The organism is Parashewanella tropica (assembly GCF_004358445.1).
Classification (GTDB): Bacteria; Pseudomonadota; Gammaproteobacteria; order Enterobacterales; family Shewanellaceae; genus Parashewanella; species Parashewanella tropica.
Genome location: NZ_CP037951.1, coordinates 926,521 through 944,043, shown reverse-complemented (window position 1 = coordinate 944,043; position 17,523 = coordinate 926,521). Strand labels below are relative to the sequence as shown.

General features: G+C 41.4%; 14 protein-coding genes. 11 read left to right on the top strand and 3 right to left on the bottom strand.

Annotated elements, in window-relative coordinates; genetic code table 11:
- Window positions 1-17 precede the first annotated feature (17 nt).
- The 4 genes from corC (at window position 18) to E2H97_RS03895 (ending at window position 6,061) form a co-directional block, all read left to right on the top strand.
- The gene (gene corC, locus E2H97_RS03910; RefSeq protein WP_133405919.1) at window positions 18-878 is read left to right on the top strand and encodes a CNNM family magnesium/cobalt transport protein CorC; all 861 of its coding nucleotides are present in this window, start codon (window positions 18-20) and stop codon (window positions 876-878) included.
- Window positions 879-2,426, top strand: coding sequence for an apolipoprotein N-acyltransferase (gene lnt / locus E2H97_RS03905; protein ID WP_133405918.1), 1,548 nt, complete (start codon window positions 879-881; stop codon window positions 2,424-2,426). It abuts the gene before it with no gap.
- Window positions 2,427-2,690: 264 nt separating this feature from the next.
- Window positions 2,691-4,586 carry a DUF1800 family protein gene (locus tag E2H97_RS03900; protein ID WP_133405917.1) on the top strand — a complete coding sequence of 632 codons (1,896 nt, stop codon included), beginning with the start codon at window positions 2,691-2,693 and terminating at the stop codon, window positions 4,584-4,586.
- Window positions 4,587-4,588: 2 nt separating this feature from the next.
- Window positions 4,589-6,061 carry a DUF1501 domain-containing protein gene (locus tag E2H97_RS03895; protein ID WP_218938236.1) on the top strand — a complete coding sequence of 491 codons (1,473 nt, stop codon included), beginning with the start codon at window positions 4,589-4,591 and terminating at the stop codon, window positions 6,059-6,061.
- 34 nt (window positions 6,062-6,095) lie between these two features.
- On the opposite strand, the gene E2H97_RS03890 is transcribed toward E2H97_RS03895, so the two are convergent.
- Together E2H97_RS03890 and E2H97_RS03885 are read right to left on the bottom strand one after the other, a co-directional pair.
- On the bottom strand, window positions 6,096-7,436 hold the full coding sequence (locus E2H97_RS03890) for an ankyrin repeat domain-containing protein (protein ID WP_133405916.1): 1,341 nt from the start codon (window positions 7,434-7,436) through the stop codon (window positions 6,096-6,098).
- A gap of 85 nt (window positions 7,437-7,521) precedes the next feature.
- Window positions 7,522-8,022 (bottom strand): zinc ribbon-containing protein, encoded by a 501-nt coding sequence (locus E2H97_RS03885; protein ID WP_133405915.1) that lies wholly within the window; start codon window positions 8,020-8,022, stop codon window positions 7,522-7,524.
- A gap of 170 nt (window positions 8,023-8,192) precedes the next feature.
- On the opposite strand from E2H97_RS03885, the gene leuS reads away from it, so the two are divergent.
- From leuS to nadD, 4 genes are all read left to right on the top strand, one after another.
- A complete protein-coding gene (gene leuS, locus E2H97_RS03880; RefSeq protein ID WP_133405914.1) occupies window positions 8,193-10,772 on the top strand; it encodes a leucine--tRNA ligase in 2,580 nt (859 codons plus the stop codon).
- A 118-nt stretch (window positions 10,773-10,890) separates the two neighbouring features.
- On the top strand, window positions 10,891-11,382 hold the full coding sequence (locus E2H97_RS03875; protein ID WP_133405913.1) for an LPS-assembly lipoprotein LptE: 492 nt from the start codon (window positions 10,891-10,893) through the stop codon (window positions 11,380-11,382).
- A gap of 13 nt (window positions 11,383-11,395) precedes the next feature.
- Complete coding sequence (gene holA, locus E2H97_RS03870) at window positions 11,396-12,427, top strand: DNA polymerase III subunit delta (RefSeq protein ID WP_133405912.1); 1,032 nt, start codon at window positions 11,396-11,398, stop codon at window positions 12,425-12,427.
- Between the two features lie 4 nt (window positions 12,428-12,431).
- On the top strand, window positions 12,432-13,061 hold the full coding sequence (gene nadD / locus E2H97_RS03865) for a nicotinate-nucleotide adenylyltransferase (protein WP_133405911.1): 630 nt from the start codon (window positions 12,432-12,434) through the stop codon (window positions 13,059-13,061).
- On the opposite strand, the gene E2H97_RS03860 is transcribed toward nadD, so the two are convergent.
- A complete protein-coding gene (locus E2H97_RS03860) occupies window positions 13,030-13,941 on the bottom strand; it encodes an alpha/beta fold hydrolase (RefSeq protein WP_425466799.1) in 912 nt (303 codons plus the stop codon). The genes nadD and E2H97_RS03860 overlap by 32 nt on opposite strands.
- A 359-nt stretch (window positions 13,942-14,300) precedes the next feature.
- Between E2H97_RS03860 and E2H97_RS03855 the strand changes: the two genes are divergently transcribed.
- From E2H97_RS03855 to E2H97_RS03845, 3 genes are all read left to right on the top strand, one after another.
- Window positions 14,301-14,942 carry a hypothetical protein gene (locus E2H97_RS03855; protein WP_133405909.1) on the top strand — a complete coding sequence of 214 codons (642 nt, stop codon included), beginning with the start codon at window positions 14,301-14,303 and terminating at the stop codon, window positions 14,940-14,942.
- 367 nt (window positions 14,943-15,309) lie between these two features.
- Window positions 15,310-16,854 (top strand): hypothetical protein, encoded by a 1,545-nt coding sequence (locus E2H97_RS03850; RefSeq protein WP_133405908.1) that lies wholly within the window; start codon window positions 15,310-15,312, stop codon window positions 16,852-16,854.
- A 17-nt stretch (window positions 16,855-16,871) separates the two neighbouring features.
- Window positions 16,872-17,486 carry a protein-tyrosine phosphatase family protein gene (locus tag E2H97_RS03845; protein ID WP_133405907.1) on the top strand — a complete coding sequence of 205 codons (615 nt, stop codon included), beginning with the start codon at window positions 16,872-16,874 and terminating at the stop codon, window positions 17,484-17,486.
- Window positions 17,487-17,523 lie beyond the last annotated feature (37 nt).

Here is a 17,523-nt window from a genome sequence, read left to right as displayed (position 1 = left end):
CGACCTAATGAAAGACTATGAATGACGATATCCCCCCGAGTACCCACGCCCAGAAAAAGGGCTGGTTTGATAAAGTAAGCCAACTGTTTCAGGGCGAACCTCAAAACCGAGAAGAACTCGTTGATGTGATTGAAGACGCTGAAGAACGCGATTTAATCACCGAAGACACTCGAGAAATGATCAAAGGTGTTTTAGAAGTGTCGGATTTACGAGTGCGCGATATTATGATCCCGCGCGTTCAAATCGTCACTTTAGACATTGATGACTCCATTGAAAAGCTTCTCAATACCGTTATTTCCTCTGCTCATTCACGCTTTCCTGTGATCAATGATGATAAGGATCACATCGAAGGTATTCTCCTAGCCAAAGATTTACTCAAATACGGCTTTAATCAAAGTGATGAACCATTTGATCTCAGTAAAGTGATTCGTCCTGCGGTTGTTGTTCCTGAGTCAAAACGCGTTGATATTCTATTAAAAGAATTCCGCAGTGAGCGTTACCACATGGCCATCGTTGTTGATGAATATGGCGGTGTTTCAGGCTTAGTGACCATTGAAGATATTCTTGAAGAAATCGTCGGTGAAATCCAAGACGAGTTTGATCACGACAGTGAAGAAGAATGCGAAATTCGCAAAATCAATGACTCGGCTTATATGGTCAAAGCATTAACGCCAATTGATGACTTCAACGAGCATTTTGGCACCGAGTTCAGTGATGAAGAATTTGATACCGTTGGCGGTTTAGTCTCTCATGCTTTCGGTCATTTACCTGAGCGTGACGAAGACATCACCATAGGTAACATTAACTTTAAAGTCACCAGTGCTGATACTCGCCGTTTAAATCAATTAAGAGTTAAGTTTTTGAAGGATCAAACTTAAGTGAGTTTTATTTCTAAATTACACGGCCACAAGTGGACACGCTTAGTGGCCGCTTTTTTAGCTGGTAGCAGTTGTACTCTTGCATTCGCTCCTTATGATCTTTGGGGTGTATTGCCCGTAGCATTTGCTATCGCTTTATACCTAGGTCACTCTCTCAATGCTAAGCAAAGCTTTGTACATTGGCTCAGTTTTGGTTTCGGTTACTTTGTTGTCGGCATTAGCTGGGTTCATGTCAGCATGGCGGAATATGGCGGAATGCCACTAATCGCCTCGCTGCTATTAATGGCGTTACTTGCACTGTATTTGGCACTGTTTCCCGCACTAACTGGATACCTAAGCCGTCGACTTTCTCCAAAAAGTGGTTGGCAACATGATGTTTTACTCTTTCCAGCATTATGGGGACTGATGGAGTGGGCAAGAGGCTGGGTATTAACCGGATTCCCTTGGCTTTGGGCGGGCTACAGCCAAACTGAAGGTCCACTTGCTCCAATAGCCGCGGGCTTTGGTGCCATTGGCTTAAGCTTCCTTATCATCTTTATCGCTGGTGCATTGGCACAACTATTTAAAAAGCGTTGGCAATCGACGGCGATTTGTTTGCCTTTAGCTGTGGTTCTTATCTTCATTTCGCCTCAATTTTCGAATGTCACCGCAAGTGGCAAAACCATGAAGGTGGCAATGGTGCAAGGGAATATTCCCCAAAGCACTAAATGGCATCCTGAAATGCTATGGCCAACCATGATCAAGTACATGGATTTAACCCGAGAGAATTACGATGCTGATGTGATAATTTGGCCAGAAGCCGCAGTTCCTGCTCCCGAGCATTTAGTTGATGATTTTTTAGTTACAGCCAATAAATCCGCCAACCTCAACGATAGCGCGATTGTAACAGGCATTATTAGTCAAACCTCTGAAACTACCTTTTACAATGCCTTAATTGTACTGGGCAATATGCATAAAAAGCAGCAAGCTCACGGTGATTATGTCCTGCATGGAAGTAACGAATATAAAAAGCATCACTTATTACCCATTGGTGAATTTGTCCCGTTTGAGGATTGGTTAAGACCCATAGCACCTCTGTTTGACTTACCCATGTCTTCGTTCACTCGTGGGAGTTATGTTCAGCCAGATTTACTTGCTTTGGGTTATCACATTACACCCGCCATTTGCTTTGAAATTACCTTCCCTGAACAGGTAAGAGATAACCTTAAAGCCAATAGTGATGTGATCCTAACTGTATCTAATGACGCTTGGTTTGGGACTTCAATCGGTCCATTGCAACATATGCAAATCGCTCAAATGCGAGCGATTGAGCTGGGTAAGCCTGTACTAAGAGCCACGAATAACGGCGTTACTGCAATCGTAAACCCTCAAGGCAAAATCACAGAACAATTGCCTCAATTTAAAACCGGTGTTTTGCAAGCAGAAGTTCCGTTAATGAAAGGGGAAACTCTATTTTATCGACTCGGCCAATTACCAGTTTTGCTGTTTTGTGGACTACTTGTCGTCGCAGGGTTTGTTTACAGTCGCAAAAAAACTGCAACTGATTAACCTCAATATCATGACCCATAATGTCAGCGTTATGGGTCATTTTTTGAAAGACACACCAATAGCACTCAACATGCTTCACAGATTGAAGCTACAGCAATAAATTTTCAAAAAGAAAATATTCGTTAAAATCATAAAGATAAGTTTTCAAATTCTAATTTGATTGATATTTATCAACTAAAACATAAATTTTCAACTTGAAAATTTAAATAAATGTTGTAACTTTGATCATCACAAAATGCATTGTTACAAACAGAGTCGCAGAAAATGAATACAAAAGAGCAAGCTTCCCGTTTTTTAATGCAAGCTACATTGGGAGCAAATCACCAGCTGATAGAAAAGGTCAGTCAAGATGGAATTAGTGCTTGGCTTGATGAGCAATTAAATCATCAAGTACAGGTTGAAAACGGTTTTGTAAAAGACGGTTTTTATCAAAAAACGCATGATATCTGGCGTGGTAAGTCGAAAACTAAAGGCTTCAGAGCAAAAATTAACGCAGCCTATCCTAATGTTCCAATCAACGGTGAAAGCGGAAGTAACCCTGCTCTTCCTTATAATTATTACTTTAGACAAGCGTGGTGGCACAAAACCCTAGTACAGGGTAACTTGCCTGAAGACTCGACTCTTGATACTGACTTTACAGAGCAGCCCAAAATTTCCGCTTCTGAAGCCAGTTCGGATAATCTGGTTCGTCATAGAGTTGCCCAAGCATTAAGTGAAATTCTCGTTATTTCTGATAACTCGATTCTAGAGTTAGACGCTGAAGGCATGGCGAGCTATTACGACTTGCTATATAAACATGCGCTTGGTTCATACACGGATTTATTAACTGACGTCTCGCTGCATCCTTGTATGGGCGTGTATTTGACTCACATAAACAACCGTAAAGCCGTGCCTGCTGAAAACATTCACCCTGATGAAAACTACGCACGTGAAATCATGCAGCTATTTACCATCGGATTATTTGAATTGAATGCCGATGGCAGCCATCAACAAGCGAATGGTAAAGATATTCCGACTTATAACAACGATGACATTAAAGAAATGGCTCGTGTTTTCACTGGAATAAAAGCCTCGGAATACAGTTATGAATATCCAAACGCCACCATCAATGGCATTGATTTAAGTACCATCGAAGGTGACCCGATTGAGTTTGCCGACGGCGTCAGTAACACAGTAAAAATGCTCCCATATGTGTCCATGATAAAGCCTATGACCACAGAGGATGCCTTCCATGATCTTGAGCCTAAAAAACTGCTCAATGGCTGGATTAACTTACCTAAGCGTACTGCAAACGGTGGAGCGGCGACACTAGCTGATATTAAAGAAGCGGTTAAACGCCTTGTAGAACATAAAAACACTGCCCCATTTATCGCTAAAAAGCTCATTCAGCAATTAGTAACATCAAACCCGACTCCAGCATATATTCAAGCTGTGGCTAGTTCTTTTGGCACAAAGGGTGATTTAAAAGCAGCGGTAAAAACCATTTTGACTTACCCACTAAGCAATGCTGTGACTATTGGGGATTCAGCAGTCGGTAACATTCAAAAGTTAAAGTCGCCATTATTGCGCGTCACTCAACTTTTACGTGCATTTAATGTTAGTAATGAGCAAAAGCGTTTATGGATGATCGGTAGCGATATTAAAGAGGATTTAAATCATCATATTCTTTCTTCGCCTACGGTATTTAACTTCTACAAGCCTGACTTTATTCCTCACGGGGATGTTGAAAAAGAAAACAAAGTTGCCCCTGAGTTCGAACTTTATAACGCCCACACTTCTATCAGTTACGTAAACATGGTTTATCGTTGGTTGTTTGGTGAAGCACTTCCACTTGTCAGTACTGAAATTAAAGTGGCAACCCCACCTCATATCGTGCCGGAGTTAGATACTGAAACTTTGCTACGAAATGCACAAAGCCGTTTAAATCTCAATTTCGATGCCGAGCTTCCATTGGCTGCTGATAAAAACAAGTGGTCACAACTTATTGAGCGTGTTTCTCTGGTGTTAACTGGCAAAGAGCAAAGCTCAGTAAAAGCAAACATCCTCGATGCACTCGATAAACAAAACGATACAAGTAATCCAAAAAACAGCCTTTGGATTGTTCAAACAGTGGTATTTATGATCGCCGTATCACCTGACTTTGCTATTCTGGAGGCTTAATCATGTCGAACAAAAATTATACTAGACGTCAGTTTTTACACACCTCCACAGTCTTTATGGTGGGGACAACTGCAATGCTCACAGGCTGTGGCGGTGGAGGCAGCTCTGCAGGTACGCCTGTAACGCCTCCTGTAAATCCACCAGTGAACCCGCCTGTAAATCCGCCTGTGGCTGGACCGTTGAAAGTAGCCAAACAAGCTAAGAGTCTTGTATTCATTATGCTTGATGGCGGTAACGACAGCTTCAATATGCTAGTGCCACGTACAGCTGCTGATTATGCACAGTACCAAGCCACGCGTGGAGCATTAAGCATTGATAAAAGCAAACTGCATAACTTGAATGACGTAAGTAATCAGCAGGGTAAACAATTCGGTTTGCACCCTGCACTACCAAAAACTCAGAAGTTGTTTAACGATAAAAAACTATCATTTATCGCCAACGTTGGCCCTATGGTAGAAAGAGTGACTAAAGCCGAATACAGAGCCAACTCTAAGCCTCTGCCTTTAGGTCTAATGTCACACTCTGATCAATTTAAGCATTGGCAAACCTCTCGCCCTAGCGAGCGCTTAAACTCAGGTTGGTTTGGAAGCATCGCTGATGTGGTTCAACCAAATAAAGCCAATGATGATATATCAATGAATATCTCACTCGCGGGCAGTAACATCATGCAAAATGGTGTGAAAAGCCGTGAGTACGCCATCACCAAATCTGGTAGTGTCGGTTTATCTGTTAAAGATAATGCCAACCCCGCACTTAAAGATCTGAATGATGTTCTATTAAAAGGATTCAACGACATGCTTGAATCAACTTCAGGTTCAAGCTTTGATAAAACCTACGTCAATGGTGTGAAATACTCTCAAGCTCAATTTGAGAAGTTTGAGGAAGCTACTAAAACTATTACTGTAGATTGGAAAGGCGGTGATTCTGAGCTAGCCCAACAACTTGAAATGGTGGCGAAAACCATTAAAGCAAGAGCGGCACTGGGAATGGCTGGTCAGCAACAAACCTTCTTTGTGCGCTACATCGGCTGGGATCATCACAGTGAGCTACTCAAAACCCACAACAAGATGCTAGGCATTGTTGATGATGCGCTTTCTGGCTTCCAACAAGCGTTGGATGACTTAGGAGTCGCGGATGAAGTGGTTACCTTTACAGGCTCTGATTTTGGTCGCTCATTAACCTCAAATGGTAATGGTACTGATCACGGCTGGGGTGGTAATACTTTAGTAATGGGTAATGCCGTTAAAGGTGGTGAAGTATTTGGACAATACCCTGCACTCAACCTAGGTGATGCTAACGAGTTAGATGTGGGTGGTGGTGTACTGATCCCAACGACATCAACCGATGAAGTTTATGCAGAACTCGCCATGTGGTTTGGCGCAGAAAAAGCCACGCTACCAAAACTTTTCCCTAATTTGGGTAATTTTTATAATGTAACTTCAAGTGACAAACCGCTTGGGTTTATTAAATCGTAAAAATCAAAAATTAAGGCTCGGTATATTCCGAGTCTTAGTTTTCACACCGTTGAGCTAAAAATGATTGTATCTCAGGGACACTATTGAGCTTTAATCTAATCGCTTCATCTTTTATAAGCGTGTTTAGCAGCGAATAATCGCCTTCCAACGCACCATCAATGATGTCAAATTTACTTTCGTGCAATAAGCGATACAAAGAAAATAGTGATAAAGCATCAGGTCGCTCATCAATGCTTGTTAAGCCAGCTAAAGGGAGAAACTCTGTGACCGTCCAGAATCCATTTAACTTTTTCACTTCATCCGAAGCCAAATTCACAGGTTGCAGCAACTCATAATTATCAATACATAGCTTTAACACTAAAGCCCAGTTTCTCTTTTGAGCGGCATCAAAGATCAACATTTCACAAGATACATCTTCAAATGCATGTAATCTCGGCGGAATCAATTGCTGTCCAAAAGCTTCCATATAACCTTTACTTTTTTCATGATAGCTTCCTATAACCAACTTCTGCCCTATAACCTGAAAAGCGGACTTACCCTGCAAATTTCTTGTGTCTAATTTAGCCCCATTTTTAACTAATATTGCGGCATTATCTATACAACCACTAGCCAGAGAAAAGTGAAGTGCAGTATTACCCTGATTATCTGTCACAAGTGGATTAGCTCCTTTTTCCAAGATAAGCCTTAGTACAGCAGGGTTTTGGTATTGGGCTGCAAACATTAAAGGAGTGATGCCCGTCAGTTCTTCCATTACATCAACGGAAGCACCATGCGTCACTAATAATGTAACAAGCTGCTCTCGATTAGTAGGGCGGCTTAACATCACCCTTATTAATGGCGTATTAACATCTGACTTACAGGTATTAGGGCAAAACCCAGCCTTTAAGATTGCCTCTAATTGAGTAGGAAAGTGTAATTGAGAGCACAATTCGACATAGGTTTCATTAGCCGTCTCTTTTATCGGTGAACCTTGACGTTGTGCGCAATCAACAATCGCTTTGATCATTTTTTTTGATGCCTGATGCCGACAAGCTAACACTAAAAGTGGTTGTTTTTGATACAAAGTGTCAACCCCATTCATTTTGATAAATTCAATCGCTTTATCAACATTATTCTTAGAAAATGCTTCTAAAAGTGCTTCTGATTTTGCATCTGAAATTGAGGTATTCTCTGGAGCGGCATGGTTCTCGGGGGCCAGCGAAACATAATCACTCACCAGCTGGTTATGATTTTCAACCTCAGAGCCTTGAGTGTTAAGTTGATATTGAGTTTCATCGGCAGTGAATGACGGTTTTTCAGGCTCTTGAATGTTTTCATCTAATGCAGTACCAGCTTGCAACGTTAAATCAGCACACCTATCAACCAAACCAGCCATATTTACCTCAATATATGCTTATATTGAGGTAAGATTTAAACTTAAAGTAGAGATTAAGCAAGTTAACTCTTATTTAACTTGTCCCTTATGGATTTAAGGGCTGTCTGATAAACTCAGTACTATCACACTCCGGGCAACTGGAGATGATCGATGGAAATTCGATATCCATTCCATGACCGCAATCTTCACATATCATGCGACCTTGGCTTACTATCTCACCCGCTTTATAAGTGCCTGCTTGCTTCAACTCTTTTGACAATTCATGCCACTCAACTTGGCTTCGATCCGTTATCTCACCCAGCCAATGAAACAGGCTATTTTCTAGCATTAAAAATGTTGGGCTCGTACTGATGTCTTGCTCATGCTGATGTTTAACAAACTCAGAGATTTCACGATGCAAAAATGCCTTAACCAGATCCAACTCAGTTTCATCAATATCGTCCTTCATCGACAAAAAAGTTGCGCCTTGTTCGACTGATTGCATCAAGTCATTTACGGTTAATGAAGTATCGTTTTCATACTCTTGTTTAACCTGCTGAATGAGTTGCTGGTATAAATCCAATAATGCTTGGCTTTTTTCTGTCATCGTCTTCTCTCCTTAATTAGAGGAATTCATCAAAATATTGTTCAAGCAAAGTCATACCCTATAAGCGCTACATATTGTGGTATCACGGGTATATATAGTTTATCCTATGCCTATTTCCTAACGCTAACCTAGTGTTAGATCAAATTAATCAGCATTGCCGGAAGAAATTGATGCAAGAGCAATATACTCCCTCAGATATCGAATCGAAAGTTCAGCAACATTGGGCTGAACAAAAAACCTTTGAAGTCACCGAAGATCCAAGCAAAGAGAAATTCTATTGCTTATCTATGTTCCCATACCCATCAGGTCGACTGCACATGGGTCACGTGCGTAACTACACCATTGGTGATGTGATCGCTCGTTACCAGAAACTTCAAGGTAAAAACGTACTCCAACCGATTGGTTGGGATTCTTTCGGTCTTCCCGCTGAAAATGCCGCAATCAATAACAAAACCGCGCCAGCACCTTGGACGTATGAAAATATTGATTACATGAAAAACCAGCTAAAAATGCTGGGCTTTGGTTATGACTGGAGCCGTGAGCTAGCAACTTGTACCCCAGAGTATTACCGCTGGGAACAATGGTTCTTCACTAAGCTTTACGAAAAAGGCTTAGTTTACAAAAAGACCGCACAAGTAAACTGGTGTCCGAATGACCAAACCGTTCTAGCGAATGAGCAAGTACAAGACGGTTGCTGCTGGCGCTGTGATACTCCAGTAGAGCAAAAAGACATTCCACAGTGGTTCATTAAAATCACCGCATACGCAGAAGAACTGCTGAATGATTTAGACGATCTTCCAGATTGGCCTGATCAAGTTAAAGCCATGCAGCGCAACTGGATTGGTCGTAGTGAAGGGTTAGAAATCACCTTCAATGTGACAGACAGTGAAGAGTCATTTGATATCTATACGACTCGTCCAGATACCTTAATGGGCGTAACTTATGTTGCCATTGCAGCAGGTCACCCACTGGCAGAGCAAGCGGCTGCGAATAATCCAGAGCTGGCTGCTTTTATCGAAGAGTGCAAAAACGCTTCAAGCTCAGAAGCTGATATCGCCACTATCGAAAAGAAAGGTGTATTTACAGGTCTTTACGCCACTCACCCAATTTCAGGCAAGCAAGTGCCAATTTGGGCTGCCAACTTTGTATTGATGAACTACGGTACTGGTGCGGTAATGTCAGTTCCAGCACACGATCAACGTGACTTTGAATTTGCTAACGCATACGGCTTAGACATCGAAGCCGTCATCAAGCCAACGGATAGCGATCTCGACATCAGCGAAGCTGCATTCACTGACAAAGGCGTCCTGTTCAACTCTGGTGAGTTCGATGGTCTAGAATTCGACAAAGCCTTTGATGCAATTGCGACTAAGCTTGAAGCCGACAACAAAGGTACTCGTAAAGTTAACTACCGCCTACGTGACTGGGGCGTATCTCGTCAGCGTTACTGGGGCGCACCAATCCCGATGGCGACTTTGGAAGATGGCACGGTAATGCCAATTCCAGAAGAGCAACTTCCAGTTGTACTGCCTGAAGATGTGGTAATGGACGGTGTTCAAAGCCCAATCAAAGCCGACAAAGAGTGGGCGAAAATCCAAATTAATGGTCAAAACGCGCTGCGTGAAACCGATACCTTCGACACCTTTATGGAATCAAGCTGGTACTACGCTCGCTACTGTAGCCCGCAAGCCGATCAAATGTTAGACCCAGCTAAAGCCAACTACTGGCTGCCTGTCGATCAGTACATTGGTGGTATCGAACACGCGTGTATGCACTTACTGTACTTCCGCTTCTTCCACAAACTATTGCGTGATGCTGGTTTAGTTGATTCAAATGAGCCTGCTAAACAACTGCTAACTCAAGGTATGGTATTGGCCGAAGCCTTCTACTATACCAACGAGAAAGGCGGTCGCGTTTGGGTTTCTCCACTCGATGTAGCTGAAATCGAACACGATGAAAAAGGTCGTATCACCAAAGCGGTAGACAAAGACGGTAACGAGCTGGTTTACACTGGCATGAGCAAGATGTCGAAGTCGAAAAACAACGGTATCGATCCTCAAGTTATGGTTGAAAAGTACGGTGCTGATACAGTTCGTCTATTTATGATGTTTGCAGCACCACCAGAACTAACGCTTGAATGGCAAGAGTCTGGCGTTGAAGGCGCACACCGTTTCTTACGTCGTCTATGGAAATTAGCCGCCGATCATATTGCTGCGGGTGAGACTCCAGCGTTGAATAAAGACAGCTTAACTGGCGATCAAAAAGCACTGCGTCGTGAGCTTCATAAGACGATTCAAAAAGCCACTGATGATATTGGTCGTCGTCAGATGTTCAACACCGCTATTGCTTCGGTAATGGAATTGATGAACCATCTACAAAAGGCGAAAAAAGACGGTGAGCAAGATCGTGCTATCATCGGTGAAGCACTGTCGGCTATCGTACGTTTACTTTACCCAATCACTCCACACATGAGTTTTGAATTGTGGAATCAACTAGGTAATGAAGGTGCGATTGAAGACAGCCGTTGGCCTGAAGTTGACGAATCAGCATTAGTTGAAGACAGCAAACTTATCATTGTTCAAGTAAACGGTAAGTTGCGTGCTAAAATCACTGTTGCAGCTGATGCCAGCAAAGAAGAAGTTGAAGCGACGGGTTTAGCCGATGAAAACGTGAAGAAATTCACCGATGATAAAACGGTGCGTAAAGTGATTTATGTTCCAGGCAAACTGCTAAACATTGTTGCTAATTAATTATACCGTCACACCTGCGAAGGCAGGTGTCCAGTGACTTTTTTATAAATTAAAAGGCACTAGGCTCCTGCCTTCGCAGGAGCGACGAGCTTAAATATTTTAAGGACAGTTGATACGAATGCTAATCAAACGCATAGGTTTCTCCATGATAGTGCTGAGCATTATGCTCACTGCCGGATGTGGTCTAAGGCTTCAGGGAAGTTACTTGATCCCATCAAAGCTGCAAACCATGGCGCTAACCAGTCAAGATAAATACAGTAAACTGACTCGTTTAGTGAATGAACGCATGCGACTCAATAACATAAAAATTGTTGAATTAGATAAATCAACGCCTAGGCTCAATTTGATTTCTGATTCATTAGAACGCTCAACGCTATCCTTCTACCCTACGGGTAACGTTGCTGAGTATGAGTTGATGTACCATGTTAACTTTACTATTCAAATGCCAAATGAAGAAGCCAAGCCGTTTCAAGTAGAAATTCGTCGAGATTACCTCGATGACCCTCGTACCGCATTGGCAAAAAGTCGTGAAATGAATTTGCTGGTTAACGAAATGCGTATACAGGCCGCAGATAAAATCGTTCAAGCCATTGCCGCATTCAAGCAATAACTAAGGAGAAAAGATGAAGCTGTTTCCTGATCAGCTATATAAAAACCTTTCTCCTTTTAAATCTGTCTACTTGTTATTTGGTGACGATCCTTGGCTTATCGAAAATTGCAAAAGCCAAATTCTCAACGAAGCAAGAAAACAAGGGTTTGAAGAGCGAATTCAGCTCCATCAAGAAAACCAATTTAATTGGAATGACTTAGTCAATGAGTGGCAAGCCATGAGCTTATTTGCCAGTCGCCGGATCATTGAATTATCGCTACCAACGTCAAAACCGGGGACGGAAGGCGCCAATGTACTGAAAGAGTTAATGGCACAGCCAAACCCTGACACCTTGCTTATCATTCACGGTCCAAAAGTTACTGCCGAGCAAACTAATAGTAAGTGGTTTAAAGCCCTTGATGCTAACGGGTTATATTTACCCTGTAACACACCTGAAGGCCCGCAATTTCAACGCTGGCTTGACGGTCGAATTAATTATTTTGGTTTGCGTTTACAACCCGATGCCAGAGCTATGCTGGTCACTTTATATGAAGGTAACCTGTTAGCCGCAGATCAAGCATTGCAGTTATTACAACTGCTTTCTGATAAAGATCCTGTATCCGCCGAGCAATTAAACCAATATTTTGAAGATCAATCTCGCTTTACGGTATTTCAACTCGTCGATGCATTACTGATCAATAAAAAGAAAAAAGCCATGCACATGCTGGCACAGTTAAAAGCTGAAGATACAGCCATGCCGATCATTCTGTGGGCATTGTTCAAAGAGTTATCCACCTTACAGCAACTCAAACAAGCGCAAAAGAATCGAGAAAATTTAACTAACCTTTGGAAAAAGTTACGTATATGGGATAAACGCAAGCCCATGTACCAAGATGCTCTCAACCGCTTAAGTCTGTCTAATATTGAACACATGCAGGCAATGGCTTCGGAAATTGAGCTCAACTTGAAGCAACATGGTATTGAAGATTGGACTGCCACCAGCCATTTATGTTTGCTATTTGATCCTGTTGCCCATAATTCACTGGCTCATATAAAGTTGAACTAACGTTATGAAGATAGGCATTCTTGGCGGTACCTTCGATCCCATTCATTACGGACATATACGCCCTGCGCTTGAAGTTCGCGAAAAACTCGGGCTTGATAAAATCTGGTTGATGCCCAACCATATTCCTCCTCATAAACAAGGAACCCACACTACATCGCAACATCGACTGAATATGGTTAATTTGGTATGCCAAGATCATATCGAATTTGAATTGTGTGATATTGAATTACAACGTGAGACCCCAAGTTATACCGTTAAAACCCTAGAAGAGTTAACCGAGCAGTATCCTGAGCATCAGTTCACTTTTATTATGGGAATGGACTCACTTTTGTCATTAGAGAAATGGTATCAATGGCAACGATTATTTGACCTATGCAATATAGCAGTGACGCATCGACCAGATTACCAACTCAATCCGACTTTTATCGTTAAAGAGTGGTATAAAGCTCGCTTAACTAACAAAGATAAAGCTATAGGTAACATAGGGCATATTTTTGATATTCCAGTCACTCCACAACCTATCTCATCCACTCAATTACGTGAGCAATTAGAGGAACCTAAGTCGACTATTCCTTTTCTTCCGAATTCAATAGCGAATTATATTAAAAACAACCGACTTTATACCAAGATTTAAGCTCAGAAAAGTGGTCACCTTCAGCATCTGCGTGGGTAAGCATGCTGGCATGGTCATAATCATGTTTATGGCCATTTTGCTTGCTTAACAGCACAAACTTTCCTTGTTTAAACTTCAATTCATCAAAAGTAGACTTCACATCACTTGGGTTACCGAGGATCGGATCATTTTTTCCAGCGAAAAACCAAGCTGGCGGTAACTGAGCACTTGGTAACTTGGCGCTATAATCAAAGCCATCTTCTGGGTCTATCCACTCTCCTTCGAGCCAAGGAAAGGTTTGGGTGACACTCAAATAGCTCTCGTTATCCATCCCAACACCTAAACCAATGGCTGGGAAATAGCCTTTTAGCTTCATTAGAGGGATAGATAATCGCTTCCAAATTAACTCCAAAACTAAAGTTCGATGTAAGTTTTTAACTTGAACACGACGCTTAGTTCCAAAAGTGACAAATGAAGCGACTTGATCTTGCAATTCGGAATACCGCAACATGGTCGCTGCCATCAGCACGCCTCCCCAAGAGTGAGCTAACCAATGCACTTTATCTGCCAATGGGTTTGCCTCTAAAATAAACGCTTGAACACTAGGGATTACATCACGTACGACTTCAGTTTGGCTGGGGTTCACTCCTCGTGCGATTTTAGGTGTACTTAATCCCCTACCCGGCATATCCAACACATAAACTTCATAGCCTTCTTTTGCCATTGAACAAGCCAAACCTTTACCTGACTTCGTATAAAATACTTTGCCATTTGAAATCGACCCATGAAGCATTAAAAAAGGAGTAAGCTGCTTTTTGCTATTTGAAGGGGCAATCTTTCTTATATGAAGCTTCCCATCCTTATAGGGTAAAAATATCGATTCTTGTTGGATTTCAGTCACTATTTCTCGTCCAAAAAGTGGTTTAGTTATTAATGGGTCTTAATAACCATGCCTTCCTAATACCATGAATGCAAGCGTTTTCCCGTTCTAGAAATAAAGTTTACCAGTCATCAAGCAAAACAAAACAACATTACTAATCAACACTTTATTAACCTGAAAATTAACAATGCTTTACCTTTCTTTTCTATTGATGTTTTACTCACTATCCTTAGTGAGTCTTATGCCATGACTATAACAACACTCAATATCAATACCAGTTGTGTAGATGGCTATGCTCATGAAGATTTTTAGTTTGAATTTAGTTATCACAAGCATTAATTCAAGGAGTAGTAATGCATTAGAGCTGTTATAAAGGGGGAATGATGTCATTAGAATTAACTTACCAACTGGCCGATGGTCAAACCATGATTGCACAAGTTTCGTCAGAAGTTATTCAAGCTTTTGTAGAAATAAAAGAAAAGGCATTCAAAAATGGTTTTTTTAGCGGAACTCTAGCAATAAAGGTACATGACTCTTCAGGTAACGCCAAACGAGTACTTCATTATCAACTCTCCTTAGGTTCTGATAATCCATCTGATATGCAATGCATGGAAGCATCGACATTTCACGCCATTCCAGACAGTAAAGAGTTAAGAAAATGCTCTGATAAGCAATGGTGTGGTACAAACTGCAAACAAGAAAACGACATAGTGATTAAAACCTTTCTAGGGGCTGAAATTGCTAGTGATAAAGTTCAGCGACTTGTTTCTCTACGGAGAAAAGCAGCTCAAGAAGCGTTTAATGGCACTTTAAAAGCTTTAAATAATTCGATTTCAATACCTTCTTCAGAGCAAGTTAGAGAAGAGCTAGCACCAACAAATCTGGACTTAACGCTGGAACGTTCAGCCAGAGAAGTCCATGAGGCAGTAATGGATATGTACACAACCCATACTCGTGAGGAACAAGAGAATATCAGTAGAGGTATTATAGTCATTATGCCCAGAGCAGAGAATAACGCATAACCCAACTCTTATCAGCTTAAATTCATCGCTCCCCATTCATAAGTGGGGAATGATGAATAAATTAAATTGATGAATATGAGTCATTAACTCCTCTCCCCTTCATTTCATCTATAACACTGTTCCCCACACCTGAGGCGTCTACTGGCAAGCATGAAATATTCGACCAACAACAAATGCGGCAATATTGTATACTTGCATTTCTTTTTGCTACACCAAGAGCAAACAACCTAATGTCAGGCATTAGTAATAGAAACCGAGTCTGATACCAATACTTCTTCATTAACAATTATTTATCTTTATTTTTTCCCCGCATTTTTTTGGTAACGTGTAAAAGCCCATTTATTCAATTTTGATTGACGAGGTATGTATGTCTGCTCAAGCCGCAGCAATTCAAAGCCACAGCACGACCCACGCACATACAGACACCAACCTAGAAAGTCGATATGAAGAAAGAACGCTCTGGCTTAATGGTCAAAGCTACGCTCAAGAAGAAAAGCATAACCTGCACCGCCAAATCCTAGTGGCCTTTAATAAAAAAGTGGCAGAAAATAACCTAGAAAGCCTCACTTCTGCTGCTAGAAAAAAACATACTCATGGCGTAACAGATTCTGTTGACTTAACAACATTAGGGCATGGAGCAGCAGTCGGTGTCTTTATCGCGTCAGCACCTTATTCCGTGAGAAAAGCATTTGCCATTAAAGAAGAACCATCAAAGGATGAAGTTAAATGGTTTGTTATTTTAGGGGCTGCAGCTGGCTTGTTAACTGTAGCGGTAGAAGGTGGTTATGACTTCTTTATGCGAACTCCAGAGCAAAGAGCTAGAGAGGCATATAATTCTGCATTGAGGGAACTAGAACCTCATTTACACTCAAAAGCACGATTTACCAATGAGGTCAAAGACCTTGAGCGAGAATTGACGGGATTACTGTTTCGTCAAAAACTCCCCGAGGTCGATGTTTGGAATCAGCAAGATCGTGAAACCAGCCTTAAGCATTATCTAGGACTGTGCAATAAAAATCGTCACTTCAGAGATTTTATCATCGCTTACAATGCACTTTCCGAAGTCAGCATCAAGCTGGATAATACTAAGCATGAATTAGCTCAATTGCAGAGCCAACTTGAAGTGCAGAAGCGAGCTAAAAGCCAACTTTCAACTGAATTGAAAAGGTTACAAACAGCCAAAAAAGAAGCCGAGGAAGAAAATAAGCAAGAAAAACAGCCTTCCTTCAATCTGACTCAGCAGGTGAAACCAATCCCTGATGCAAACACCAGATTAGCACATAGGTTACAGATCACGGATGCTGGTCAAAGAGAGCGGCAACTACAAAGAGAGCTAACACCACTCACTGACCAAATACAGAAGCTAGAACAACAAATAGCAAGCAAAAAAATAGCATTAGGGCATCTAGAAAGTCTTAGAGAGCAGAAATTAAAAAATACCCAGCAGGCCAGAAGTGAAATAAGCGAAACTCATAATGATGACTATTGTCGCCAACTAGAACCCTACCTTATTTTGGCTAATATTTGTGATATTTTTAAAGGGTATGAGGATACAGGCTATCAAGTTCACCTAAGACCTGTACTAGACGCAGGAGTGACAGATTGGTTGTTAAATACTAAGCCTGATATCCCTGAACAACAGTCCACAGCAGATGAAGCAAAAGTTGAGTCCTATATTAATCGCTTACCTTCACTCGTTGAAAGAACAATATCTACTACACCATCAACTCCAGTCCCCCCCCCTGTCAGCCCCTTGGCTTCCGTATTTCCTGTAGAGCCGTTAACTGAAGCAGCAGATACAAAAATGAAAACGACAACCGAATCAACTGAGCAACAAAACGATCAATTGAACTCAGTTGAGGATCCTGCCATAGAGAAAGAGTCTGACGATGAAGATACAGAAAATGCATAGTCAAGGCTAGAATTGACATGATTGAAAAAGAAACCATAACGCCAATAAAAGACCCTGTGTCTTTTGAAAAGCCATTAGCTCCTCAAAATGAGTTTCAGAGATTTAGAGTAATTCAAACCTATGAACACTCAATTTTGCCATTTCTTCCCGAACATAAATCAACTGTGACACCTTACAAAGTAGACGTTGAACGTCTTCATCAGCTCGGAATCCAAAATCTGAAGCAAATTTCTGATATTGAATTTTCTTCAGGTTTCATCACTGCAGAGCAACTAGCAACAATTAAGCAAGTTGGAGTTTGTAGTATTATTTGCTTACTTCCTGATGGTGAAATCGATAAAAATGAAGTAGCTAAAGCAGCTGAATTAGGCTTAAGCTTTCATCGGTTGCCAATCAGCGGAGTCGAAGATATTACTTTTGGCAATGCAGAAAAATTTGAATCGCTCCTTCAAATAGTTAAAGGGCAGCCTTTTTTGGTTCATTGTAAGTCAGCAAACCGTAATGCCAGCCTAATTACATTAGTTGCCTACAAATACAACGGAAACGATGCCGAGCAGGCGCTAGTACTGGGTAAATTCTGGGGAAAAATCCGTGAGAACTTTGAAGAAAGATTAAGACAACTAATGCAGTAATCATATCTCTAAGGCTGTTATTTTAACAGCCCTTGAT